Source organism: Nitrogeniibacter mangrovi (genome assembly GCF_010983895.1).
Taxonomy (GTDB): domain Bacteria; phylum Pseudomonadota; class Gammaproteobacteria; order Burkholderiales; family Rhodocyclaceae; genus Nitrogeniibacter; species Nitrogeniibacter mangrovi.
Genome location: NZ_CP048836.1, coordinates 4,166,922 through 4,189,615 on the forward strand (window position 1 = coordinate 4,166,922; position 22,694 = coordinate 4,189,615).

A 22,694-nucleotide genomic window follows, 5' to 3' on the forward strand; every position below is an offset into this window, starting at 1 on the left:
CGGGCTGAACGCCCCGAGGAGCCCATCACATGGCCATCATGCCCCTGGACGAACCGCGCCCCCGGCTGCCCCCCAACCGGGCCGACTGGCGCGCCTTCACCGCCATGGCCTTCCGCCCCCTGTACCTGGGCGCGGCCCTGTTCGGCGCCGTCGCCATCCTCGCCTGGGTGCACGGCTTCGCCGGCACCTCCGCGCTGCCGGGCCTGCTGTGGCACGGCCACGAGATGATCTGGGGCTACGCCGGCGCCATCATCGTCGGCTTCCTGCTCACCGCGGTGGCCACCTGGACCGGCCAGAAGCCCCTGCGCGGCGCGCCGCTGGCCGCGCTGGCGGCGCTCTGGCTCGGCGCCCGCATCGCCGCGGCGCTGGAGACCGGCACCCCCGTGCTCACCGGCCTGCTGTCGGTCGGCTTCCTGCTCGCCTCGGCGGCGGCGCTGGCGGTGCCGGTGGTGCGCACGCGCAACCGCCGCAACCTGCCGATCCCGTTCCTGCTGGTCGGCTTCGCGGTGGCCAACAGCGTGTTCCTGCTCGCGGCCGCCGGCCGCCTGGCGATCGACCCGGCGCGCCTGCTGGTGGCCGGTCTGCTGGTGGTGGCCGGCTTCATCGCCGTGATCGGCCTGCGGGTGATCCCGTTCTTCTCCCACCGGGCCCTGCAGCATCCCCAGGTCGCTCACCCGGCCTGGGCCGGGCGCGCCGCGATCCTGGCACCGCTGGTGCTCGCCGTGATCGCCGCCAGCGGTCAGGACACGCCGCTGGCGCTGGTGGCCGGGGTCGCCGGCATGGGCTTCAACCTCGCCCTGCTGGGCCGCAACCTGCGCGTCGCCGGCACCGGCGTGCTGCGCCATCCGCTGCTGTGGATCCTCTACGCCGGCTACGTGCTGACGGCGCTCGGCCTGGGCCTGGCCGGCTGGGCGCTGGCCATGGCGCCGGCCTGGCTGTCGGCGGCGGTGCACCTGATCGCCATCGGCGGCATCGGCGTGCTCACCCTGGGGATGATGACGCGCACCGCCCTGGGCCACACCGGCCGCCCCCTGGCGCTGCCCGCGCCGATGGTGCCGGCCTACGGCCTGATGCTGGTGGCGGTCGTGGCCCGCCTCGCCGCCGCGTGGCCGGGGATGACGCACGCACCGGCCCTGATCGAGGTGGCCGGCGCCTGCTTCGCCGGCGCGCTGCTGCTGTTCGTGTGGCGCTATGGCCCGTGGCTGTGGCGCACCCGCGCCGACGGGCTGCCCGGATAGGGCCGGTGGCATCAGGGCAGCCGGCCGTCGACACGCGCGCCGCGGCGGGGTAGGGTGGGCAACCGTCACCCCCCTTCACCGAGGAGTCCCGCCCATGAAAGCCGCCGTGTCGGATGATGTGCTCCAGCAGGCCTTTCTGGCCGCCCGCACCTTCAACAGCTTCAGCCCCCGCCCGGTCGATGACGCCACCGTCCTGCGCCTGTACGACCTGCTGCGCTGGGGGCCCACCTCGATGAACTGCCAGCCGGCGCGCTATGTGTTCGTGCGCAGCACCGAAGCCAAGGCGCGGCTCACCAACACGCTCGCCGCCGGCAATGTGGCCAAGACCATGGCCGCGCCGCTGACCGTGATCGTGGCCATGGATACGCAGTTCTACGAGCATCTGCCGAGCCAGTTCCCGCACTCGGCCAACGCGCGCGACACCTTCGCCAACAATGCCGAGCTGGCGCGCAGCACCGCATTTCGCAACAGCACCCTGCAGGGGGCCTACCTGATCATGGCGGCGCGCCTGCTGGGCCTGGACTGCGGCCCCATGAGCGGCTTCGATGCCGACAAGCTCAACGCCGAGTTCTTCCCCGACGGACGCTACAAGGCCAACTTCCTGGTGAACCTGGGCTACGGCGATCCGGAGGGCAACCATCCGCGCGGCCCGCGCCTGGCCTTCGACGAGGTCGCCCGGATCCTCTGATCCGGGGCGGCGACACGACAAACGAAAACCGGGCCCGCAGGCCCGGCGTTGGTCGACCCGATCCGCCGCTTACTGGACACGCACCTCGACACGGCGTGCCTCGGCCGCGTCGGCGCCGCCCAGGGTCACCTCCGGCCTGCGCAGCTGGATCATGTCCGGGGTGACGCCCTCGGCGATCAGCGCGTCGCGCACCGCGAAGGCGCGCCGCTTGGCCACCTCGGCGTTGACATGCGCGGTGCCGGTCTCGTCGTGGAAGCCGGAGATCAGCACCACCGCCTCGTGGGCGTCGAGCCGGGTGATCAGCTTCGAGAGCGCCGCCAGATTGGCCCGCGCCTCCTTCGACAGATCGGTCTGGCCGACATCGAAATACACCTTGAGCTGCGGATCGCCGACCGGCGCGATATCGGTGTAATGCACCTCGGGCGCGACCGCGATCGCCGCTTCGTGGGTGACCACCGCCGCGACCGGCGTCGGCACGGCCTCGACCACCGGCGCGCCGACGCGGTGATGCACGCGCCAGGTGACCACGCCGATGACCAGCGCGATCACCAGCGCGACGATGAAGAACACCACCGCCAGCGGAATGCCCAGTTCATCCTGTTCGTCCATGTGTCCGCTCCTCGATCGACGGATGCTGTGAATGCCTGCGATTCTAGCGAATCGTCATGACGCTGTCTGTGCGCATGTGTGTCAGGCGGTGGCGATCTTCTGGCCGTGCTCGCGGGTGGCGTGGAAGCCCACGTCGGGCCATTTTTCCATGGTCACCTGCAGGTTGTAGCGGGTGCTGGCCAGATACACCGGGTTGCCGTCCACGTCGGCGCCCAGGCGCAGCGCCTGTTCCTTCTCGAACTTGCGCCGGGTGGCCTCGTCGGGGAAGGTGAGCCAGCGCGCGGTGTGGATGTCGGCGGCCTCGAAGATGGCGTCCACCTTGTATTCGTCCTTGAGGCGCTGGGCGACCACTTCGAACTGCAACTGGCCGACCGCGCCGAGCAGCATCTGCCCGCCCACGGCCTCGAACACCTGGATGGCGCCTTCCTCGCCCAGCTCCTGCAGGCCCTTCTGCAGCTGCTTGGTCTTGAGCGGATCGCGCAGACGCGCGGCGCGGAACATCTCCGGGGCGAAGTAGGGGATGCCCTTGAAGTGCAGCGCCTCGCCCTCGGTGAGGGTATCGCCGATCTGCAGCTGGCCGTGGTTGTGGATGCCGATGATGTCGCCGGCGTAGGCGGCATCCATGTGCACCCGCTCGTTGGCCATGAAGGTGAGCGCGCTGGCGATCTTGAATTCCCGCGCCAGGCGCAGGTGGCGGGTCTTCATGCCTGGCTCGTACTTGCCCGAGCACACGCGGAAGAAGGCGATGCGGTCGCGGTGCTTGGGGTCCATGTTGGCCTGGATCTTGAACACGAAGCCGGAGAATTTCGGCTCGGCCGGGGCCACCATGCGTTCGCCCGCGTCGCGCGCCTGCGGCGGCGGCGCCCAGTCGATGAGCGCCTGCAGGATCTCCTGCACCCCGAAGTTGTTGATCCCGGAGCCGAAGAACACCGGGCTCTGCCGCCCGCCGAGGAAGTCGTCGAGCGAGAACGGGTTGCTCGCCCCCTCGATGAGCTCCACGTCGTCGCGCACCTGGCCGATCTCGCCCGGGAACAGGATGTCGAGCTGGGGGTTGTCCAGGTCGGTGATGATCTCGGCCGCGCTCTTGCGTTCCTCCCCCGGGGTGAAGCGCAGGATGCGGTTGTCGAGCAGGTGATAGACGCCGCGGAAGGCCTTGCCCATGCCCACCGGCCAGGTCACCGGCGCGCACTCGATCTTGAGCACGTCCTCGATCTCCTGGAGCAGCTCGAAGGGCTCGCGCACCTCGCGGTCGAGCTTGTTCACGAAGGTGATGATCGGGGTGTTGCGCAGCCGGCACACGTCGAGCAGCTTGATGGTCTGCGCCTCCACGCCCTTGGCCGCGTCGATCACCATCACCGCCGCGTCCACCGCGGTGAGCACCCGGTAGGTGTCTTCGGAGAAGTCCTCGTGGCCCGGGGTGTCGAGCAGGTTGATGGTGTGGTCCTGGTAGTCGAACTGCATCACCGAGGAGCTCACCGAGATGCCGCGCTGCTTCTCCACCTCCATCCAGTCGGAGGTGGCGTGGCGGGCGCTCTTGCGCGCCTTCACCGTGCCGGCCAGCTGGATCGCGCCGCCGAACAGCAGCAGCTTCTCGGTCAGCGTGGTCTTGCCCGCGTCGGGGTGGGAGATGATGGCGAAGGTGCGCCGGCGCTGGGTCTGCTTGACCAGTTCGGGCGGATAGGCGGTGGCGGTCATGAGGGGCTCGGTTACGGCCGCGCACGGGGTGCCGCGGCCGAGGAGGACAAAGCAGGGCTTTTACCGAAACCCGCGCCGGGGAGCAAGCCCGCTCGACTGGTGGTGCCAGTCGGTCGTCATGAAATACTTTCTGTGTCAATCATAGTTACGTATTCTTTGCCTTTCCCACCGCACCCGACCCGCGCGCCGATGCCATGACCGAAACGCCGGAGCCGAAACCGCGACGCCGCGCGTCGCTCGTCACCGCACTGCTGGGCCAGTTCGCCTCGGTCATCGGCCTGTGCTTCCTGGTCTTCGGCGCCGCCCTGTACACCCTGATCATCGCGCCGACCATGGGCGAGCTGGCCCAGAACGAGGTCAAGCAGGCCGCCCAGGAAGTGGGGGTGCGCCTGCGCCGCGACGTGCACCAGATCGAACAGCTGCTGCTCACCGCCGCCCAGTGGGGGCAGGCCGGCCTGCTCGAGGCCACCGACGCCTACGCCTTCGACCGTCTCATGCGGCCCATCCTCGAGAACGATCCGCGCTTGTCCACCGCGCTGTACGCGCGCGACGACGGCAGCGAGATCATGCTGCTCGAGCAGCCCGGCGGGCGCTGGATCAACCGCCTCACCGCCGCCGCCGGCACCCCGGATCGGCACCGCTGGCTGACCTGGCGGGAGAACGACCCGCTGCCCTCCGAGGAGACCCGGCCCAGCGATTACGATCCGCGCCGGCGGCCCTGGTTCGAGGGGGCGCTATCCTCCGAGGCCGATCTGCAGCCGCACTGGACCGCCCCCTACCAGTTCTTCACCACCAAGGACCCGGGCATCACCATCTCCACGCGCTGGCACGACAGCGAGGGCGCCACCCGGGTGCTGGCCATGGACGTCCTGCTCGCCGACCTGTCGCGCATCACCACCGCCATGGCGGTGGGCACGCGCGGCGGGGTCGCGGTGTTCACCGCCGACGGCAAGGTGCTCGGCCTGCCGCGCTTCCCGCGCTTCGCCGACCCGGCGGCGATCCGCAGCGCGGTGTTCCAGCCGGTCGACGCGCTCGACATCGACTTTCTCCAGCGCGGCGTGGCCGCCTGGCACCAGGGCGGCATGCAGGCCGGTAGCGTGGTGTTCACCGCCGAAGCGCTCACCTGGCGGGGCCAGTTCGTACCCATCGACCTGGGCGGTCAGGCCCTGTGGATCGGGGCCTTCGCGCCCGAGGCCGACTTCATCCCCGCCCGCGCCCGCGACCTGTGGATCTTCGTCGGCCTGCTGGCCGGCGTCATCGCCCTCGGGGTGCTGATGGCGATGCGCTTCGCCGGCCGGGTGCGCCAGCCGCTGCGCGCGCTGGTGGCGCAGAGCGAGCGCATCGGCCGCCTCGAACTGGCGCCCGGTGCGCCCATCGAGGCCCGCTGGCACGAGCTGGCCACCCTCGTCGACAGCCAGAACCGCACCCGCAGCCTGCTCGCCCGCGCCAAGACCTCGCTCGATCAGGCACGCGAAAAGCTCGAGGAGAAGGTGGCGGCGCGCACCACCGAGCTGGCCCAGAAGCAGGCCGCCCTGGCCGACCAGCTGCTGTTCGTGCAGATCCTCATCGACGCGGTCCCGAACCCGATCTTCTACAAGGGCCCCGACGGACGCTTCCTCGGCTGCAACAAGGCCTACGAGACCACCTTCGGCACCACCCGCGCGTACCTGCAGGGCAAGACCGTGCTCGAGCTCGAATACCTGCCCGCCGCCGACCGGGTGGCCTACCACGACGAGGACATGCGCGTGATCGCCGAGGCCGGCAACGTGCAGAAGGAACTGCGCTTGCCCTTCGCCGACGGCGTGGTGCACGACACCCTGTACTGGGTCTCGGGCTTTCGCCTCAGCAACGGCCAGAGCGGCGGCCTGCTGGGCATTGTCGTGGACATCACCGAGACCAAGCAGGCCGAGCGCCGCGCCCGCGACGCCGAGGCGCAGCTGCGCACCATCCTCGAATCGAGCCCCATCGCGGTGGTCATCAGCAACTTCGCCGGCATGCCGGTGTTCGTCAACAGCCGTGCCTGCGAGATGGCCGGCATCGACCATGCGCAGTTCATGCGCCAGCCGGTGGCGCAACGCTTCGCCGACCCGGCCCAGCGCGACCAGGCCATGACCCTCCTCGAAGCCGGCGCCGAGGTGCGCGACCTGGAGGTGACCCTGCGCCATGCCGACGGCGATCCGCGCTGGGCCCTGCTGACCCTGGAGCGCAGCCGGCTCGGCGACGAGCCGGTGGTGATCGGCTGGACCTACGACATCACCCCCCTCAAGCAGGTCGAGCACGACCTGCGCAAGCTCTCGCTGGCGGTCGAGCAGAGCCCGGTGATGATCGTCATCACCCGCCCCGACGGCCAGGTGCAGTACGTGAACCCGCACTTCACCAAGCTCACCGGCTACCGGCTCGAGGACATCACCACCGACCTGCCCGACATCTTCGATGCCCAGGGCAACGCCACCGACGTGTTCGCCACCCTGTGGAACACCCTGCGCGCCGGGCGCGTGTGGCACCAGGAATGCCAGAGCCGCAAGAAGGGCGGCGAGCACTTCTGGGTCAGCATGGCGGTCAGTGCGCTGACCGATGCCCAGGGCCTCATCACCCACTGCGTGTGGGTGCTCGAGGACGTCTCCGCGCGCAAGGCCACCGAGACCGCCCTGCGCCGCGCCAAGCGCATGGCGGAGGAGGCCGCCCAGGCCAAGGCGCGCTTCCTGGCCAACATGAGCCACGAGATCCGCACCCCGATGAACGCCATCATCGGCCTTTCGCACCTGTGCCTCGACACCGAGCTGAACGACACCCAGCACGACTACGTGCGCAAGATCCAGCAGGCCGGCCAGTCGCTGCTGCGGGTGATCAACGACATCCTCGACTTCTCGCGCATCGAGGCCGGCCGGATCGAGATCGAGGCGGTGGACTTCAGCCTCGACGAGGTGCTCGGCAACGTCGCCACCCTGGTCGCCCAGCGCGCCCAGGAAAAGCAGCTCGAACTGCTGCTCGACGTGGCGCCCGACATCCCGCCGCGCCTGGTGGGCGATCCGCACCGCCTCGGCCAGGTGCTCACCAACCTGCTCGGCAACGCGGTCAAGTTCACCGAGCATGGCGAGGTGCGCCTGAGCGTGTCGCCGGTCCGGCGCCAGAGCGGCCGCATCGAGCTGGCCTTCGCGGTCAGCGACACCGGGGTGGGCATGAGCGTCGAGCAGCGCTCGCGCCTGTTCGAGGCCTTCGCCCAGGCCGACGGGTCCACCTCGCGCAAGTACGGCGGCTCCGGCCTCGGGCTGTCGATCTGCCGCCATCTGGTCGAGCTCATGGGCGGGCACATCGGCGTCGAAAGCCAGCCCGGCGCCGGCAGCACCTTCCGCTTCAGCCTCGGCTTCGGCGTCCATGGCGAGGCCCATGCGCCGCGCCTGCCCGGGCGCCTGCACGGCCTGCGGGTGCTGGTGGTGGACGACCACCCGGCCGCGCGCGAGGTGCTGTGCGGCATGCTCTCGGCGATGCCCTTCCGCACCGAGGCGGTGGCTTCGGCCCAGGCCGCGCTCACGGCGATCGCCGCGGCGGACGCGGACGCCCCCTTCGGCCTGGTGCTCATGGACTGGCGCATGCCCGGCATCGACGGGCTCGAGGCCACCCGCCGCATCAAGCACGACCCCGATCTGACCCATCCGCCGGTGGTCATCCTGGTCACCGCCTTCGGCACCGCGGAGCTGGCCGCCGACGCCGCCCGGGTGGGCGCCGACGCGCAGCTGTTCAAGCCGGTGACGGCCTCCAGCCTCATCGACGCGATCATGCACGCCTACGGCCTGGAACGGGCCATGGCCGCCCTGCCGGCCCCACCCGCCGATGCCGCGGTGCGGCTCGACGGCATGCGCGTGCTGGTGGTCGAAGACAACGACATCAACCAGCAGATCGCCCGCACCCTGCTCGAGTCGCGCGGCGCCCGGGTCGAGATCGCCACCGACGGCCAGGCCGCCGTCGATCGCCTCGAGGACACCTCGGTGGCGGGCTTCGACGCGGTGCTCATGGACCTGCAGATGCCCGGGCTCGACGGCTTCGAGGCCACCCGGCTGCTGCGCGCCCAGCCCCGCTTCGCCCAGCTGCCGATCATCGCCATGACCGCCCACGCCATGGCCGAGGAACGCGAGCGCTGCCTGCTGGCAGGCATGAACGACCACGTCGCCAAACCCATCGACCCGGCCCACCTGTTCGCCACCCTCGCGCGCTGGCGCGGCGGCCCCTCGGGCGCGGCCGCCGACGCGGCACCCGCGACCACCACACTGCCGTCCATCGAGGGCATCGATCTGGATGCCGGGCTGCGCCGCATGGGCGGCGACGAGGGCCTCTACCTGAGATTGCTGCGCCAGTTCGCGCAGACCCAGGGCGACACCCCCGCACGCATCGCCGACCAGATCGCCCAGGGACAGGTCGACGGCGCCGAACACGCGGCCCACACCCTGTGCGGGCTGGCCGCCAACATCGGTGCCGGCGCGCTCGCCGCCGCGGCCGCGCAGGTGGAGACGGCCCTGCGCCGGGGCGAGACCGACGCCGATGCGCTCGAGCGCATGCAGGCGCACATGGCCACCCTGGTCGAGGCCATCCGCACCCGGCTGCCGGTCCCGCGCGCGCCCGAGCGCCCGCGTGAGCGCACGACGGCCAACGCCAGCACCATCGTCGGCGAACTCACCCGCCTGCTGCGCGCCGCGGATGGCGAGGCCAACGCCTATTTTTCCCAGGTCCGGGCCGATCTGATCGACTGCCTCGGCGAGGCGGCCGTCGGCGAGATGGCCCAGGCCATCCAGGTGTACGACTTCGACCGGGCCGCCGGCATACTTTCACATACCCTGGGCGAGACGCCCGCAAGAGACCCGAACCCATGAGCGAAGAGACTGCCGCCTTCGGCACGGCCACCATCCTCATCGTCGACGACGCGCCGGAGACCATCGAACCGATCGTCAGCTGCCTGCGCGCCGGCCCCTACCGCACCCGCATCGCCACCTCCGGCGAGCGCGCGCTGGAGCTGGCCCAGGTGGAGCCGCTGCCCGACCTCATCCTCCTCGACGTGATGATGCCCGGCATCAACGGCTACGACGTATGCCGCCAGCTCAAGGCCAACCCGCGCACCCTGGGCATCCCGGTCATCTTCCTCACCGTGCGCACCGACGCCGCCGACGAGCAGCAGGGCTTCGACGTGGGCGCGGTGGACTACATCACCAAGCCGATCTCGCCGCCGATCGTGAAGGCGCGGGTGCGCACCCACCTCACCCTCAAGGCCGCCAGCGACTTCCTCACCGACCGCAACGCCTTTCTCGAGAACGAGATCGACCGTCGCATCAACGAGCTCAACGCGGTGCAGGAGGCCACCATCGTCGCCCTGGCCTCGCTGGCCGAGACCCGCGACGCCGAGACCGGCAACCACATCCGCCGCACCCAGCTCTACGTGAAGGCGCTGGCCGACCAGCTCAAGCGCCACCCGCGCTTCGCTGCCGAGCTGACCGACGAGGCCATCTACCTCATGTACAAGTCGGCGCCGCTGCACGACATCGGCAAGGTCGGCATCCCCGACAGCATCCTGCTCAAGCCCGGCCCGCTCGACGACGAGGAGTGGGCCATCATGAAGACCCACACCACCCTCGGCCGCGAGGCCCTCGAAGCCGCCGAGGCGGCCCTGGGCACCGAGGTCAGCTTCCTGCGCTTCGCCAAGGAGATCGCCCAGTCGCACCAGGAGAAGTGGGACGGCTCCGGCTACCCCGAGGGCCTCGCCGGCGAGCTGATCCCGATCTCGGCGCGGCTCATGGCGGTGGCCGACGTGTACGACGCGCTCATCAGCGAGCGGGTGTACAAGAAGGCCTACTCGCACGAAGAGGCCGTCTCCACCATCGTGGCCGGCAAGGACGCCCACTTCGACCCCGACGTGGTGGACGCCTTCGTGCACATGGCCGACGTCTTCCGCCAGATCGCGGTGCGCTTCGCCGACGCCTGATCCCGACCGAACCGAACCGAACCGAACCCAAGGGAACGCATGCCGGATTTTCGCGAACTGTCCGCCCTGGTGCGCTCACGCATGCCGCTGGTGTGCATCGAGACCGTGGAGGAACCCAAGGTCCTGCGCCTGCTCGAGCGCCTCGCCCGCGAGGACAACCTCGACCTGCACCTGTGGAGCGTGGCCGACGGCCTCGCCCAGACCAACTTCCGCTACGGCCCCAGCCACGGCGTCAACACCCTGTTCGGCACCGTCGAGGCGGCGCCCACCGAGATCGGCCGCACCGACGGCCACCGCCGCCCGGTACCCGACACCGGCCGGCTCGAGGCCGCGCTGCACCACATCGACAAGGACGCCGGGCGCGGCCTGTTCGTGCTGCTCGACCCGCATCCCTTCCTCGACGACCCGGTGGTGGTGCGCCTGATGCGCGAGATCGTGCTCGACCACCCCACCGCCGAGCGCACCCTGGTGCTGGTCGCCCCGCACCTGCCGCTGGCGCGCGAGCTGGCCCGCCATGCCGCCCACATGAGCCTCAACATTCCCGACATGGATGCGGTGCGCAAGCTGTTCAGCGACGAGTTGGCCCTCTACCGCCACCAGCAGGGCACCGGCGTGCGCGGCGACCAGGGCACCGCCAACGCCCTCCTGCACCAGGTCGTCGGCCTGCCCGAAGAGGACGTGCGCCGCCTCATCCGCAACGCCATCCGCGACGACGGGCGCATCACCCCCGAGGACCTGGGCCGGGTCGCCCGCTACAAGCAGGACATGCTCGGCGGCACCGCGCTGGACGTGGAACTGAGCCCCCTGGGCCCCGAAGACATCGGCGGCCTCGCCCAGCTCAAGCGCTGGCTCGCCACCCGCCGCCCCATCTTCACCGGCGCGCGCAGCGCCCCCGGTCTGCCGACCCCCAAAGGCGTGCTCCTGCTCGGCGTGCAGGGCGCCGGCAAGAGCCTCGCCGCCAAGGTGATCGCCGGCAGCTGGCAGGTGCCCCTGCTGCGCCTCGACGTGGCCAGCCTCTACGACAAATACACCGGCGAGAGCGAACGCAAGCTGCGCGAAGCGCTGCGCACCGCCGAGGCCATGGCGCCGGCGGTGCTGTGGATCGACGAGATCGAAAAGGCGCTCGCCAGCGGCAGCGCCGAGGGCGACGGCGGCGTGTCCACCCGCCTGCTCGGCCACATGCTCACCTGGATGGCCGAGCACGGCGCGCGCCTGTTCATCGTCGCCACCGCCAACGACGTCTCCACCCTGCCGCCGGAACTGCTGCGCAAGGGGCGCTTCGACGAGATCTTCTTCGTGGACCTGCCCTCGCCCGAGGTGCGCGAGGACATCCTCGCCATCCACCTGCGCCGGCGCGAACTCGACCCGGCCCGCTTCGACCTCGACGCCCTGGCCGTGGTCACCGACGGCTTCTCCGGCGCCGAACTCGAGCAGCTCGTGGTCGCCGGCCTCTACGAAGCCCTCGCCGACCACCAGCCGCTGGACACCCAACGCCTCGTGAGCGAAGCGGCGCGCACCCGGCCGCTCTCCCAGGTGATGGCCGACAAGGTGGACGCGCTGCGCCGCTGGGCGGCGGATCGCTGCGTGCCTGCGGATTAGGGACCACCCCCACGCTCACTTGCGTTCGCTGCCCCCCGAGGGGGCCGCGCATTCGCTTGGGGCGGCCCGGCGCGAAGGCGGACGACCCCCACGCTCACTTGCGTTCGCTGCCCCCCGAGGGGGCCGCGCATTCGCTTGGGGCGGCCCGGCGCGAAGGCGGACGACCCCCACGCTCACTTGCGTTCGCTGCCCCCCGAGGGGGCCGCGCATTCGCTTGGGGCGGCCCGGCGCGAAGGCGGACGACCCCCACGCTCACTTGCGTTCGCTGCCCCCCGAGGGGGCCGCGCATTCGCTTGGGGCGGCCCGGCGCGAAGGCGGACGACCCCCACGCTCACTTGCGTTCGCTGCCCCCCGAGGGGGCCGCGCATTCGCTTGGGGCGGCCCGGCGCGAAGGCGGACCACCCCCACGCTCACTTGCGTTCGCAGCCCCCCAAGGGGGCCGCACATTCGCTTGGGGCGGCCCGGCGCGAAGGCGGACGACCCCCACGCTCACTTGCGTTCGCTGCCCCCCGAGGGGGCCGCGCATTCGCTTGGGGCGGCCCGGCGCGAAGGCGGACCACCCCCACGCTCACTTGCGTTCGCAGCCCCCCAAGGGGGCCGCACATTCGCTTGGGGCGGCCCGGCGCGAAGGCGGACGACCCCCACGCTCACTTGCGTTCGCTGCCCCCCGAGGGGGCCGCGCATTCGCTTGGGACGGCCCGGCGCGAACGCGGACGACCCCCACGCTCACTTACGTTCGCTGCCTCCCAACGCTCCCGGCATTCGCCTTTGGGCGGTACGTGCGGGGATTGGCGCTGCACACGTCACGGCGCATCACCCGGGCGACAATCAGACCCCTCCCCCTTCAAGGGGGAGGTTGGGAGGGGGATGGGGTGTACCGGGCACGGCGGTAGACGCTCCCCAAGCGCACCCGGTGCGCTGGCGCCGGGCGACATGCGGCGGCGGCCGGTCAGTGCGGACTCACCGCAGAGCGCCCGAACAAGCGCGGCTGACGGTGAGCGTCCGGGGTGGGTCCATGCCAGAATCGCCTCATGCGTATCCTCGATCTGGGCGACACCGCCTTCACCATCGAATTCGGCGACACCATCGACCCGGCGCTGCAGGCGCAGGTGGCCGCCCTCGATGCGGCACTGGCCGCGGCGCAGGCCGCCGGGCGCTTGCCGGGCCTGATCGAGACGGTGCCCACCTTCCGCTCGCTGACGCTCATCTACGACCCATTGCAGACCCGCCGCGCCACCCTTGAGCCTCTGGTGCGCGCCTGCCTCGACAGCACCGCGCCCGCACCGGCCGCAAGCGGGCGCCGCTGGCGGCTGCCGGCCTGCTACGGCGGCGCCCACGGGCCGGATCTGGCCGCCGTGGCGGCGCACGCCGGGCTCACGGCCGAGGCGCTGGTCGACCGCCACACCGGCACCGAGTATGTGGTGTACATGCTCGGCTTCCTGCCCGGCTTTCCCTTCATGGGCGACGTGGCCGAGGCGCTGCGGCGGCCGCGCCGGGACGAACCGCGGGTGCGGGTGCCCGCCGGCAGCGTCGCCCTCGCCAACGGCCTGACCGCCATCTACCCCTGGGAGAGCCCCGGCGGCTGGCACCTGATCGGACGCTGCCCGGCGCCGCTGTTCGACCCCTCGCGCGCGGCGCCCGCGTTGCTCGCCGCCGGCGACCGGGTGCGCTTCACACCGGTGGACGCCGACACCCTCGCCGACCTCGAGGCCGACCTCGCCCACGGCCGCCTCGATCCCGCCGACTGGCAGGTCGGTCCATGAGCCGCCTGCACGTCCTCGCCCCCGGTGCGTTCGCCAGCGTGCAGGACGCCGGCCGCCATGGCTGGCGCCGGGCCGGCGTGCCGCGCTCGGGCGCGCTCGACGCCACCCTGCTGCGCATCGCCAACCGGCTGGTGGGCAATGCCGACACGGCGCCGGCCATCGAATGCCTGGACGGGGGCCTGCGGGTGGCCGCCGAGGGCGGGCCGGTGCGGGTGGCAGTGGCCGGCGACGCCCGCCTCGAACGGCGCGACGCCGACGGCCGCACCGCCACCGTCGCCCCCTGGCGCAGCGTGTGGCTGGCGCCCGGCGAGCAACTGCGCCTCATCGACACCGGTCATGGCCGCATCGCCATGCTCGCGGTCGCCGGCCTCGTCTGTACGCCAGTGCTCGGCAGCGCCGCCACCTATGCCCGCGCCCGCCTGGGCGGAGTCGACGGCCGCCCCCTGCAGGCCGGCGACCGGCTCGATGCCACCGCGCCGGAGGGCCCGGAGCTGCAGCTGACTCACCCCCCCGCGGCCGACCACGGCCCCATGCGCGTGGTCCCCGGCCCGCAGCTCGACCACTTCGCCGCCGACGCGCTGGACGCACTCACCGCCCGCGACTGGCGCGTCAGCGCCGAGGCCGACCGCATGGGCATGCGCCTGCGCGGCACGGCCCTGGCCCATGTGGACGCCGGCCGCCGCGAGATCGTCTCCGACGCCATCGTGCCGGGCGCCATCCAGGTGCCGGGCAACGGCCAGCCCATCGTGCTGCTGGCCGACAGCCAGACCGCCGGCGGCTACCCCAAGATCGCCACCGTCATCTCCGCCGATCTGGGCCGCCTCGCCGCGCTGCGTCCCGACGCCCGGCTGCGCTTCACCGCGGTGGACGTGGCCGGCGCCGAAACCATCGCCCGCGAGGCGGCCGCCGCGCTGGCACGCACGCTGGCCGGCATCGGGCCGGTTCGGGGCGACGCGGCTGTGGACCTGGCGGCGCTCTACGGCAACAATCTGCTCAGCGGCATGGTCAACGCCTTGTCGCCCCGGATGGACGACGACGCGGAGCGCGGCCCATGAAACTGAACCTCAATGCCGACCTGGGCGAATCCTTCGGCGCCTGGCGCATGGGCGACGACGAGGCCCTGCTGCCCATCGTCGATTCGGCCAACATCGCCTGCGGTTTTCATGCCGGCGACCCGCGCGTGATGCGCCACACCGTGCGCGCCGCCATCGCCGCCCACACCAGCCTCGGCGCCCACCCGGCCTATCCCGACCTGCACGGCTTCGGCCGCCGCCCCATGCAGATGGCGCCGCATGAGCTGGAAGCGGCCATCATCTACCAGCTCGGCGCGCTGGCCGGCATGGCGCGCGCCGAGGGCGGCACCCTCACCCATGTGAAGCCCCATGGCGCGCTCAACAACCAGGCCTGCGAGGACGCCGCCCTGGCCGCCTGCGTGGCCCGCGCCATCGTCGCCTTCGACCGCGACCTCATCCTCCTCGCCCCGGCCTGCTCCGCCCTCGTCGCGGCGGGCGAGGCCGCCGGCCTGCTGGTGGCCAGCGAGATCTTCGCCGACCGCGCCTACACCACCGCCGGCGCGCTGGTGTCGCGCAGCGAGCCCGGCGCGGTGCTCGACAACCCCGCCGTGTGCATCGACCACGTCCGCCGCATGCTCGACGCCGGCGGCATCGTCGCCGCCAGCGGCACCGTGCTGCCCACCCCCATCCACAGCATCTGCGTCCACGGGGACAGCGCCGACGCGGTCGACACCGCCCGCGCCCTGCGCGAAGCGCTGGAGGCCGACGGCCATGTGCTGGCGATCCTCCCCGACGTCGTCTGACCGGAGTGCCCCGATGAAAGCCCTGCTCCCCGTTCTCCTCACCCTCTCCCTCGCCGCCTGCGGCGCCGACACCGCCACCAGCGCCGCCGCCGTGGCGGCCGCGAAGAAGCAGGAGGTGGAACAGGCCGAGGCCACCAAGGCGCGCGTCCAGCAGCAGCTCGACGAGGCCAACGCGATGATGCAAAAGCGCCTGCAGGAGACGGACCAGCAGACGCGCTGAGCCGGCTCGGCGCCACCGGGGTGTCCGCTTGAGCGTCCCCCGGGCTCAGGGCCGTTCGTTCATTCGCCCGCATCCAACCAGACGGGGGCGTTGCTCGTCAGTGCGGCATCACTTCGTCGGTTGCGCGCAGATACCGGCACTCGGGGTGGTTGGCGTACTTTCGCCGCTCGCACGCCGATTTCATGCATCGATAGAGTGAAAACGGCGTGCGCGGGCCACACAGGGTGCGCGGATTGTCCGGCGCCTTTTTGGCCACGACGACCGGCGCCGGCCGTGGCGCTTCGGCAGCCTCGTCGGCAGCTTCGTCGGCGGGCGCGGCCGCCGGCTCGGTCTGCGGCACCGGGTCTTCAGCGGCTTCGTCACGCGCCATGGCCGATGGCGCGACCGGCGCCGATGCCACCGGCGGGTCCGACAGGCTCACCGGATCGCTGGCAGCCTCGGTCGGCGCCGGCGACGCTGCCGCATCCCCGGGGTCGGCGACGGGCCGGGGCGGCGGCCCCGCCAACGTGGATTGCGATGCCGGCGGCTCGGGTGCAACCGGTGTGGGCGGCTCGTGGACCGCGGGTGCCGGCGGCTCGGCAAGCGCTATCACCGGCGCGTCCCCAGGATCGGCGGCGGGCGTTTGCGGCGGTGCCGGGGGCGGGGGCGGTTCGGCCATCGCCCGGCCTTGCTCCACCATGTACCGCAGGACACCGTCGTCTACATTGAACGACCACATCATGGCGCCCGCCGCTCCGAGGGCCAGGACGGTCACGATCGCGATGCTCGCGACCAGAGGCAGGCGCCGACCGCCGGCCTTCGGCTCGGTCCATGAGGGCGGAGGCACCTCCCTTTCATCCGGCGCGTGGTGCGGCCCGGCGCGCGGAAACTCGTCGACCGGCGTCTGCGGCATCTGAGCTGAAGGCCCCGGGACGTCGGACGCATCCGACGCGGGCGGCACGTCGGGTGGTCCCGGCAGGGTGGGCTCCCAGGCCATATCCTCCCCGGAGCCGCCGCTGGCGGCCCCCGGCGGCGCTGAAGGCAACCCACCGGTCTCCTCCTGGGCGAACAGGAACGCGGGCAACACGTAGTCCGGCCGTGCCTCTTCTGCAGCGCCCGGCGCCACGACGGATGGCGGCGCCTCGTCGCGGCCATCGAGCAACGCACGCCTGAAGTCGGCCACGCACTGCGGGCGTTCCTGCGGCCGGATCCGGAGGGCCCGTTCGATGGTCGACACGAAACCCACGCTGTAGCTCAGGTCGGGGAAGCGGCGGCCGAGGCGGTCCACCACCTCGAACAGGGGCGCCATCCGGTCGTCGACGGCTCGGGCCGTGGACACCACGGGCGCCTCGCCACCAATGCCGTAATAGGCCACCGCAGCCAATGCGTACAGATTCGTCCATGGCCCCACCGGCAGCTGTGTCGCGTCGGCGTATTGCTCGATCGCCGCGAACGCCGGCTCGGGGATGACCCGGTCGCCGCCGGCATCGCGCGCGCCGCCGTGATCGAGCAATACCGGGCGGCCGTCGGGCTGCAGCAGGATACGCTTCGGCGAAATGGGCCAGTGGTAACACTGGGCGCCATGCAACAACGCCAGCGCGTCGAGCAGCGGCACCAGCAGGTCGCGCAGCCAGGCTTCGTCCGGTGGCTGTGCCATCGACTGGCGCGCCTCGTCGAGGCCGACCCCGTCGTAGAAGGGCATCGCCCGGTAGACCGTATTGTTGGCCTCCCAGAACTGCAGGACGCGCACCAGGGCCGGGTGGTCGAGGCGGGCCAGCAGTCGGGTCTCGTCGACAAAGGACTCGAGCCCCCGGGCGAAGGCCTCCGCATGCCCCTCCGAACGCAGGCTCACCGCCATGCCGCGCGTCCGGTACGCCAGGACGGCAGGCAGGTACTCCCGGATCACCACCCGGCGCTGCAGTGCATGATCCATGGCCAGATAGAGGATGCCAGCACCCCGTTCGCCCAGCACGGAGAGGATTTCGTACCCGGCCATGACGGTGCCCGGCGGCAGCGCGTCGCGGCTCAACTCGAGCGGTTGCGCCGACGGATCCACCGCTGGGCCGGAACCGCGGACGGGTCGAGAGTGATCGGATCGGTTCATGGAGTGATCGGCCATACGAAACAGGCCCGCCGGGGATGCGCTTCGACCTCGGGCCGAACCGTCTTGGCAAGAGCCGGTCCGCCGGCGGGCGCCAGGAAAATTGACACACTGCGGCAAGGCTACGCCGCTCGCCTGGCGTCCGTGCGGCCTCTTAAGTTTTCTTTCATAAATCCGGCCGATGTAACGACATCGTCATGAGCCACCGCGCACACGCTCCGCCCGGATCGGTCGGAGGCGATCGGCCTTGCTATAATTCTCGAGATTTTTGCATTCGCCGCACCGAACCAGGACACCCCATGCCCCAGGCCCTCCAGCTCACCGTGCTCGACCAGAGCCCCATCCACCCCACCGACACCGCCCCCGGCTGCGCCAACGCGGCGCAGATGTCGGTTGCACTGGCCCGGGCCTGCGACGCGCTCGGCTATGCGCGCTACTGGGTGGCCGAGCATCACAACAGCCCGCAGTTCGCCGGCCCCAGCCCCGAGATCCTCGTCGCCGCCATCGCCAGCGTCACCCGCCACATGCGCGTGGGCAGCGGCGGCGTCATGCTCAGCCACTACAGCCCCTACAAGGTGGCCGAGGTGTTCAAGCTGCTCGCCGCCCTGTTCCCCGGCCGCATCGACCTGGGCATCGGCCGCGCCCCCGGCGGCGACCGGCTCGCCGCCTCGGCCCTGGCCTGGCCCGGTGGCCCGCTGGAGCCCGAGCACTACCCCGCGCAGGCCGCCACCCTCAAGGGCCTGCTCGACGGCACCCTGCCGGCCGGGCATCCCTGGTCCGGCCTGCACATCAGCCCGGCCATCGACACCGGGCCGGCACTGTGGATGCTCGGCTCCGGCGGCGGCAGCGCCGCCCTGGCCGGCCAGCTGGGCATGCACCTCGCGCTGGCCCGCTTCATCTCCGCCGACCACTGCCACCCGGAGATCTTCGACGCCCACACCCGGGCCTGGCACGACGCCGGCCACCCCGGCGAACCGAAGCGCATGCTCGCCATCGCCGCGTTCTGCGCCGACACCCAGGCCGAAGCCGAACACCTCGCCGGCACCGCCATCTACCGCAAGATGATGATGCAGGCCGGCGGCCAGGACGCCCTGCTCGCCCCCGACGCCGTACACGACGCACGCAAGGCCTTCTCCCCCTCGCAACAAGCCCAGTACGACCACATCCAGCGCGGCTACACCATCGGCACCCCGAACGCTGCCGCGAGGACATCGACACCCTCGCCACGGCCTTCGGCACCGACGAGATCGCGGTGGTCACCGTGACCCACGACTTCGCCGCGCGGGAGAAGAGTTACCGTTTGCTGGCGGGGTGAGGCGCAGCCGCCGGCACGCTCACCAAAAGCGCGTTGCCCGGCTGCAGCGCAGCGGAATCCGGGATCCCCTGTGGATCGACAGAGGCGATACGTCAGAAGAAACCCCGGAGCGTCCGAGCGGACATTCCGCCACGCGCCGACCCGGGGCAACGCACCGTTCCCCGCGCCCTCAAATTGGCGCGTCGAATGCCGCAATACCACTGAGGACACGCAAACGTAGCCGAACCGCCTGAACAACAACAAGGAACATCCAATGGGGCTCTGGGACACGCTGGCCGACCTGGCCAATGCCGTCGGGGACGCACTCGAATCCACGAGCAACACCGTATTCGGCGATCCGAAGGACGACCTGCAGGAACGGATCGACAGCGCCGATGCCGACTTCATGCAGTCGTTCGTCTGGGACGGCAAGCCGAAGAAGAGCCTGCGCCGCTTCAAGGTCCTCTACCACGCCCCGGTCGTTAACGGACACGATCGCGTCGCGGTGCTCAAAGGCCCGCAGGATCGCCTGCATCTGCTGTTCGAACGGGTCACGCGCTACCGCCCCGACATCTATACCCAGCCCTACGAATACCGGGTGAGCAGTCGCGAGCTCATTGAAGCCACCACACCCGAAATCATGGATGTCGTGCAAGCCTGCCCAAACGTCTACGAGCGTGATCTAGCCGCGCTCCAGGCGGCACTCAAACCCGTTCAGGATCGACAGCGGGCGCACGAACAAGCACAAGCCGCCGCCCGGGCGGAAGCGGAACGACAGCAGGCGGAGGAAGCCGAAAGACAACGCGCCGACGCCGAGCGCCGCGATCACAACGAACGCTACGCCCGGCAGCAACGCACGCACGGCGACCATGATCGACGCCGACGCGACGGACAGAACGCGCACCGGCAAGACGCCAATCGCCATTCTCGGCATGCGGGCAACGAGCACCGCCCGTTCTCGCCCGACGGCGACATGACCGTCGAAGTGGCACGCGAGATTCTCAATGTTGCGCCCGACGCCTCGTCCGATGACATCACCCGCGCCTACCGCGTGCTCGCCTCCCGGCTGCACCCGGACCGCCCGGGCGGCTCACCCTGGCTCATGAAACGATTGAACGAAGCCAAGGCCGTTTTGCTGGCCGCCGGCCGGACATGAGCCGCCCCCGCGATGGGACGGCCGTCACGATGAGCGTCCGATCGCCCGGGTACCTGCGTTCCGCGCTCAGGCATCCGGCGCGATGCCCTTCGGCGAGTGCGTCTTACGCGGGCCGCCCCAGTGTCCTTTATCCCTTCCCCTGCCGGACGAGCGCCTCGTACGCCTCCGGGGTGATACAGCCCAGCTCATCGACGGCCTCGCCGTCTCGCGTCGGCAACACGTCACGCAACCCGTCGATCCGCTTCCACTGTGGCGTCACGGGCCGCTCCGCGTCGCGTTGCGGCGTGTACTTCGACAATCCGATGCGTCGATGCGGGTGGATGTATCGCGGGCAATTCACGAAAATCTCCTCGATCGCCACCCGCACCACCAACTCCGCCCCGTGGAACGACGCCGTCAACGGGTCGTCCCGGTCGATGCTCGCGGTACCGTGCACCCGCACCCGGTGCGGCGTCTCGAAATCGATGAACAGCATGCCGATCCTCGGATTCGCAGTGAGGTTCCCCATCGACAGGAACATGCCATTGCCGTCATAACTCGGGAACGCCAGCGTCGTCGCATCGACCACCCGGACAAAACCCGGCTCGCCGCCCTTATGGGAACAAGTCGGGAACCCCCGGTGATCCACCGTGGCGAGAAAAAACATCGCCCGGCTTTCGATGAACGCCTTGTGATCATCCGTGATCTCGGAGACGACAATGAACTCCTTGACCCGGTCGGCCAGCTTGTCGGTCTCGAATGCCCGTTGCAACACCCGGTGTTGCTCGCTGTACAGATCGCTCATCACGCCTCCTCGAAGTCGCCACCGACGCGCTCACGCCGGACCCGGACGACCTGATGATGAACCTGGGCCTCGGATGGGTCAAAGCCAAAGGCGATGCATGCCCCATCGTTTGAATTCACCTGGCTTGCGCGGCTCTATACGCAAGATCCGGTGGAATGACGGGTTGGGGTGACAAGCAGGACCGATTCAGCCGATGGCCCGCGCACTTGTCGAGCGGCGCGGCTACTGGAAAGCGGCGGTGGCCATCGCGGCGAAGAATGCGCGCCTGGCCTGGGCGGTGCTGCACTACGGCGATCAGTTTCGGCTCACCGGTGCGGAGCACTGAACACGAAGACAGTTTCCGGCAGGACGACACAGCGTTGATGTGAAGCGGTTTGGACCCGCGTGGGGCGTACCTGATTAGCTTGAGGGGTGAGACACACAGAGCCCGGCTAACGAATGAGGCCCCCACGCGCGTCTTTCATCAGGGTCCGGGCCATCGATGCCCAACATGACCGGTTGTAGTCACGCAGTCCATCAGCTTCGATGAAGCGCGGTGTCGAATCGAAAACGGAGGAGAAGATGAATTAAACCGAGGCTTGTATTTCGGGGGGAAGCCCTTTGTCGTAGAGGTGACCGGCGCTGCGCGGCTTCATCGCGCAGCGTCCAGAGAGCGAGGCGAACGGGGTCGACCGCCGGGTTATGCCTTGATGACAAGACAGGGCTCTGATAGTTGTTGGGCATTCGTAGACCACCCAGCACGCAACATGCTCGCGCCAATGAGCGAGAGCACGCTTTGTTCTGAGATAGCGTTCGCAAGTTCCGGGTTTGGTAAAGCGGCTTGAAACGTCTGAACTGCAATCTCAGCGTCGTGTGCGTGCCCGCTACCTTTGGCTTTGCCAGACACAAATGCCTCCCATAGAAAGAGCCCTCCGTCGGAGGCCTCAAATGCTTTCCAGTTGAGAAAGGCCGCTGCAGACTTGGGTGTCTTGGTTCGAATCTGTTCAAGAAGCCATGTGACCTCGACAAGACCAGTAGCAAGCGCACCACAACCAGCACCTGCGCTCCAACTACGGTTTCCTTCGCCGGTTCTTGCTTTGGTGAGAAACATCGGATCGTCTCGAAGCGGCACATACAGAGGGCACTCGAATCCGAGTGCGACTTTTGCGCCGCAGGTGATTTTTTCGGCTACCGCACTCGCAAGGTCTTCAATGCTGCTGCCTGGCACTGGTCTACCATCCGGGCCAGTACCGAACCAACCAAAGCGACCTGCCTTCACAGATCCAATGTCAGCGCAGAAGATCCAGAGACGATTAGGCATAACGATTTACATAAGGGGCGCGGCGCGTGGCGCCGCGTCCCAGCCCGAAGGGCGACTTAATGTGATTGTTAGCCATTTATATCGCTCTCTCGAACTGGAGAGCAGAACACCGAAATAAGCCGTTTAAAATGTGTCGCCACCAGCGTTGCTCCGAAGACGGCGCCACCAAGAAGTCTAGCGCCACTACTGGTGTTGCCCGCCGAAAACTCGACCACGGAACCCACTATAACTACGAAAAAGGCAGCGAAGCCGAACAATAAACCAGCCAACAACCAACGCTTCGCGGCCGGGTGCTGTCCCGACGGATCAGTATTGGAAAACGCCAGCGCACAGATTGAAACGCCGCAGAAGGCGAGAATGCCGAGACCAAAAATGGCCTTTCCATTGCCAAACGCCGCCAATGCTATGGCACCGCCTATAACCAGCAGCGCGATTTGAAGGATGTATGTCATGCCGCGGACATGGCTAACGTTCAAAATCACTG

17 protein-coding genes and 1 pseudogene are annotated in these 22,694 nt (G+C 69.9%); 12 read left to right on the forward strand and 6 right to left on the reverse strand.

From position 1 onward, the window contains the following. The first annotated feature begins 29 nt into the window (after window positions 1-29). Both G3580_RS19405 and G3580_RS19410 read left to right on the forward strand, forming a co-directional pair. The gene (locus tag G3580_RS19405; protein WP_173768357.1) at window positions 30-1,238 is read left to right on the forward strand and encodes an NnrS family protein; all 1,209 of its coding nucleotides are present in this window, start codon (window positions 30-32) and stop codon (window positions 1,236-1,238) included. Between the two features lie 94 nt (window positions 1,239-1,332). Beyond that, entirely contained in the window at window positions 1,333-1,926 is a 594-nt protein-coding gene (locus G3580_RS19410) for a malonic semialdehyde reductase (protein WP_173768359.1), read from the forward strand. A gap of 69 nt (window positions 1,927-1,995) precedes the next feature. Here G3580_RS19410 and G3580_RS19415 read toward each other — a convergent pair whose 3' ends face one another. Together G3580_RS19415 and G3580_RS19420 are read right to left on the reverse strand one after the other, a co-directional pair. After that, a complete protein-coding gene (locus G3580_RS19415; protein ID WP_173768361.1) occupies window positions 1,996-2,535 on the reverse strand; it encodes an OmpA family protein in 540 nt (179 codons plus the stop codon). Between the two features lie 81 nt (window positions 2,536-2,616). Next, the gene (locus G3580_RS19420; protein WP_173768363.1) at window positions 2,617-4,230 is read right to left on the reverse strand and encodes a peptide chain release factor 3; all 1,614 of its coding nucleotides are present in this window, start codon (window positions 4,228-4,230) and stop codon (window positions 2,617-2,619) included. Between the two features lie 194 nt (window positions 4,231-4,424). Here G3580_RS19420 and G3580_RS19425 point away from each other — a divergent pair, with 194 nt between their 5' ends. From G3580_RS19425 to G3580_RS19455, 7 genes are all read left to right on the forward strand, one after another. Beyond that, window positions 4,425-9,095 carry a response regulator gene (locus G3580_RS19425; RefSeq protein ID WP_173768365.1) on the forward strand — a complete coding sequence of 1,557 codons (4,671 nt, stop codon included), beginning with the start codon at window positions 4,425-4,427 and terminating at the stop codon, window positions 9,093-9,095. Then, entirely contained in the window at window positions 9,092-10,198 is a 1,107-nt protein-coding gene (locus tag G3580_RS19430; protein ID WP_173768367.1) for a response regulator, read from the forward strand. Before G3580_RS19425 ends, G3580_RS19430 begins: the two co-directional genes overlap by 4 nt. Window positions 10,199-10,237: 39 nt before the next feature. Further along, window positions 10,238-11,797 carry an AAA family ATPase gene (locus tag G3580_RS19435; RefSeq protein WP_173768370.1) on the forward strand — a complete coding sequence of 520 codons (1,560 nt, stop codon included), beginning with the start codon at window positions 10,238-10,240 and terminating at the stop codon, window positions 11,795-11,797. Window positions 11,798-12,828: 1,031 nt separating this feature from the next. Further along, window positions 12,829-13,560, forward strand: a complete 732-nt coding sequence (gene pxpB, locus G3580_RS19440) for a 5-oxoprolinase subunit PxpB (protein ID WP_173768372.1) — start codon at window positions 12,829-12,831, stop codon at window positions 13,558-13,560. Next, on the forward strand, window positions 13,557-14,615 hold the full coding sequence (locus G3580_RS19445; RefSeq protein WP_173768374.1) for a 5-oxoprolinase subunit C family protein: 1,059 nt from the start codon (window positions 13,557-13,559) through the stop codon (window positions 14,613-14,615). The genes pxpB and G3580_RS19445 overlap by 4 nt, the downstream gene beginning before the upstream one ends. After that, a complete protein-coding gene (locus G3580_RS19450; RefSeq protein ID WP_173768376.1) occupies window positions 14,612-15,376 on the forward strand; it encodes a LamB/YcsF family protein in 765 nt (254 codons plus the stop codon). The genes G3580_RS19445 and G3580_RS19450 overlap by 4 nt, the downstream gene beginning before the upstream one ends. Window positions 15,377-15,389: 13 nt before the next feature. Then, window positions 15,390-15,596 (forward strand): hypothetical protein, encoded by a 207-nt coding sequence (locus tag G3580_RS19455; protein ID WP_173768378.1) that lies wholly within the window; start codon window positions 15,390-15,392, stop codon window positions 15,594-15,596. Between the two features lie 97 nt (window positions 15,597-15,693). On the opposite strand, the gene G3580_RS20330 is transcribed toward G3580_RS19455, so the two are convergent. Then, window positions 15,694-17,679 carry a serine/threonine protein kinase gene (locus G3580_RS20330; protein WP_173768380.1) on the reverse strand — a complete coding sequence of 662 codons (1,986 nt, stop codon included), beginning with the start codon at window positions 17,677-17,679 and terminating at the stop codon, window positions 15,694-15,696. A 296-nt stretch (window positions 17,680-17,975) separates the two neighbouring features. Between G3580_RS20330 and G3580_RS19465 the strand changes: the two genes are divergently transcribed. Both G3580_RS19465 and G3580_RS19895 read left to right on the forward strand, forming a co-directional pair. Continuing rightward, complete coding sequence (locus G3580_RS19465) at window positions 17,976-18,941, forward strand: MsnO8 family LLM class oxidoreductase (RefSeq protein ID WP_217424559.1); 966 nt, start codon at window positions 17,976-17,978, stop codon at window positions 18,939-18,941. A 303-nt stretch (window positions 18,942-19,244) separates the two neighbouring features. Beyond that, window positions 19,245-20,126, forward strand: coding sequence for a J domain-containing protein (locus G3580_RS19895; protein WP_217424560.1), 882 nt, complete (start codon window positions 19,245-19,247; stop codon window positions 20,124-20,126). Window positions 20,127-20,253: 127 nt separating this feature from the next. On the opposite strand, the gene G3580_RS19475 is transcribed toward G3580_RS19895, so the two are convergent. Further along, window positions 20,254-20,910 carry a pyridoxamine 5'-phosphate oxidase family protein gene (locus G3580_RS19475; protein ID WP_173768382.1) on the reverse strand — a complete coding sequence of 219 codons (657 nt, stop codon included), beginning with the start codon at window positions 20,908-20,910 and terminating at the stop codon, window positions 20,254-20,256. A gap of 167 nt (window positions 20,911-21,077) precedes the next feature. Between G3580_RS19475 and G3580_RS19480 the strand changes: the two are divergent. Beyond that, window positions 21,078-21,235, forward strand: a pseudogene (locus tag G3580_RS19480) (IS110 family transposase); the annotation flags it as partial. Window positions 21,236-21,589: 354 nt separating this feature from the next. On the opposite strand, the gene G3580_RS19485 reads toward G3580_RS19480, so the two are convergent. Both G3580_RS19485 and G3580_RS19490 read right to left on the reverse strand, forming a co-directional pair. Further along, complete coding sequence (locus G3580_RS19485; RefSeq protein ID WP_173768384.1) at window positions 21,590-22,000, reverse strand: hypothetical protein; 411 nt, start codon at window positions 21,998-22,000, stop codon at window positions 21,590-21,592. Between the two features lie 278 nt (window positions 22,001-22,278). Then, window positions 22,279-22,662, reverse strand: a complete 384-nt coding sequence (locus G3580_RS19490) for a hypothetical protein (protein WP_173768387.1) — start codon at window positions 22,660-22,662, stop codon at window positions 22,279-22,281. Window positions 22,663-22,694 lie beyond the last annotated feature (32 nt).

Coding starts and splice junctions, on each gene's coding strand:
- G3580_RS19405 (WP_173768357.1), top strand. CDS start 30: ATGGCCATCATGCCCCTGGACGAACCGCGCCCCCGGCTGCCCCCCAAC.
- G3580_RS19410 (WP_173768359.1), top strand. CDS start 1,333: ATGAAAGCCGCCGTGTCGGATGATGTGCTCCAGCAGGCCTTTCTGGCC.
- G3580_RS19415 (WP_173768361.1), bottom strand. CDS start 2,535: ATGGACGAACAGGATGAACTGGGCATTCCGCTGGCGGTGGTGTTCTTC.
- G3580_RS19420 (WP_173768363.1), bottom strand. CDS start 4,230: ATGACCGCCACCGCCTATCCGCCCGAACTGGTCAAGCAGACCCAGCGC.
- G3580_RS19425 (WP_173768365.1), top strand. CDS start 4,425: ATGACCGAAACGCCGGAGCCGAAACCGCGACGCCGCGCGTCGCTCGTC.
- G3580_RS19430 (WP_173768367.1), top strand. CDS start 9,092: ATGAGCGAAGAGACTGCCGCCTTCGGCACGGCCACCATCCTCATCGTC.
- G3580_RS19435 (WP_173768370.1), top strand. CDS start 10,238: ATGCCGGATTTTCGCGAACTGTCCGCCCTGGTGCGCTCACGCATGCCG.
- pxpB (WP_173768372.1), top strand. CDS start 12,829: ATGCGTATCCTCGATCTGGGCGACACCGCCTTCACCATCGAATTCGGC.
- G3580_RS19445 (WP_173768374.1), top strand. CDS start 13,557: ATGAGCCGCCTGCACGTCCTCGCCCCCGGTGCGTTCGCCAGCGTGCAG.
- G3580_RS19450 (WP_173768376.1), top strand. CDS start 14,612: ATGAAACTGAACCTCAATGCCGACCTGGGCGAATCCTTCGGCGCCTGG.
- G3580_RS19455 (WP_173768378.1), top strand. CDS start 15,390: ATGAAAGCCCTGCTCCCCGTTCTCCTCACCCTCTCCCTCGCCGCCTGC.
- G3580_RS20330 (WP_173768380.1), bottom strand. CDS start 17,679: ATGAACCGATCCGATCACTCTCGACCCGTCCGCGGTTCCGGCCCAGCG.
- G3580_RS19465 (WP_217424559.1), top strand. CDS start 17,976: ATGCCCCAGGCCCTCCAGCTCACCGTGCTCGACCAGAGCCCCATCCAC.
- G3580_RS19895 (WP_217424560.1), top strand. CDS start 19,245: ATGGGGCTCTGGGACACGCTGGCCGACCTGGCCAATGCCGTCGGGGAC.
- G3580_RS19475 (WP_173768382.1), bottom strand. CDS start 20,910: ATGAGCGATCTGTACAGCGAGCAACACCGGGTGTTGCAACGGGCATTC.
- G3580_RS19485 (WP_173768384.1), bottom strand. CDS start 22,000: ATGTTTCTCACCAAAGCAAGAACCGGCGAAGGAAACCGTAGTTGGAGC.
- G3580_RS19490 (WP_173768387.1), bottom strand. CDS start 22,662: ATGACATACATCCTTCAAATCGCGCTGCTGGTTATAGGCGGTGCCATA.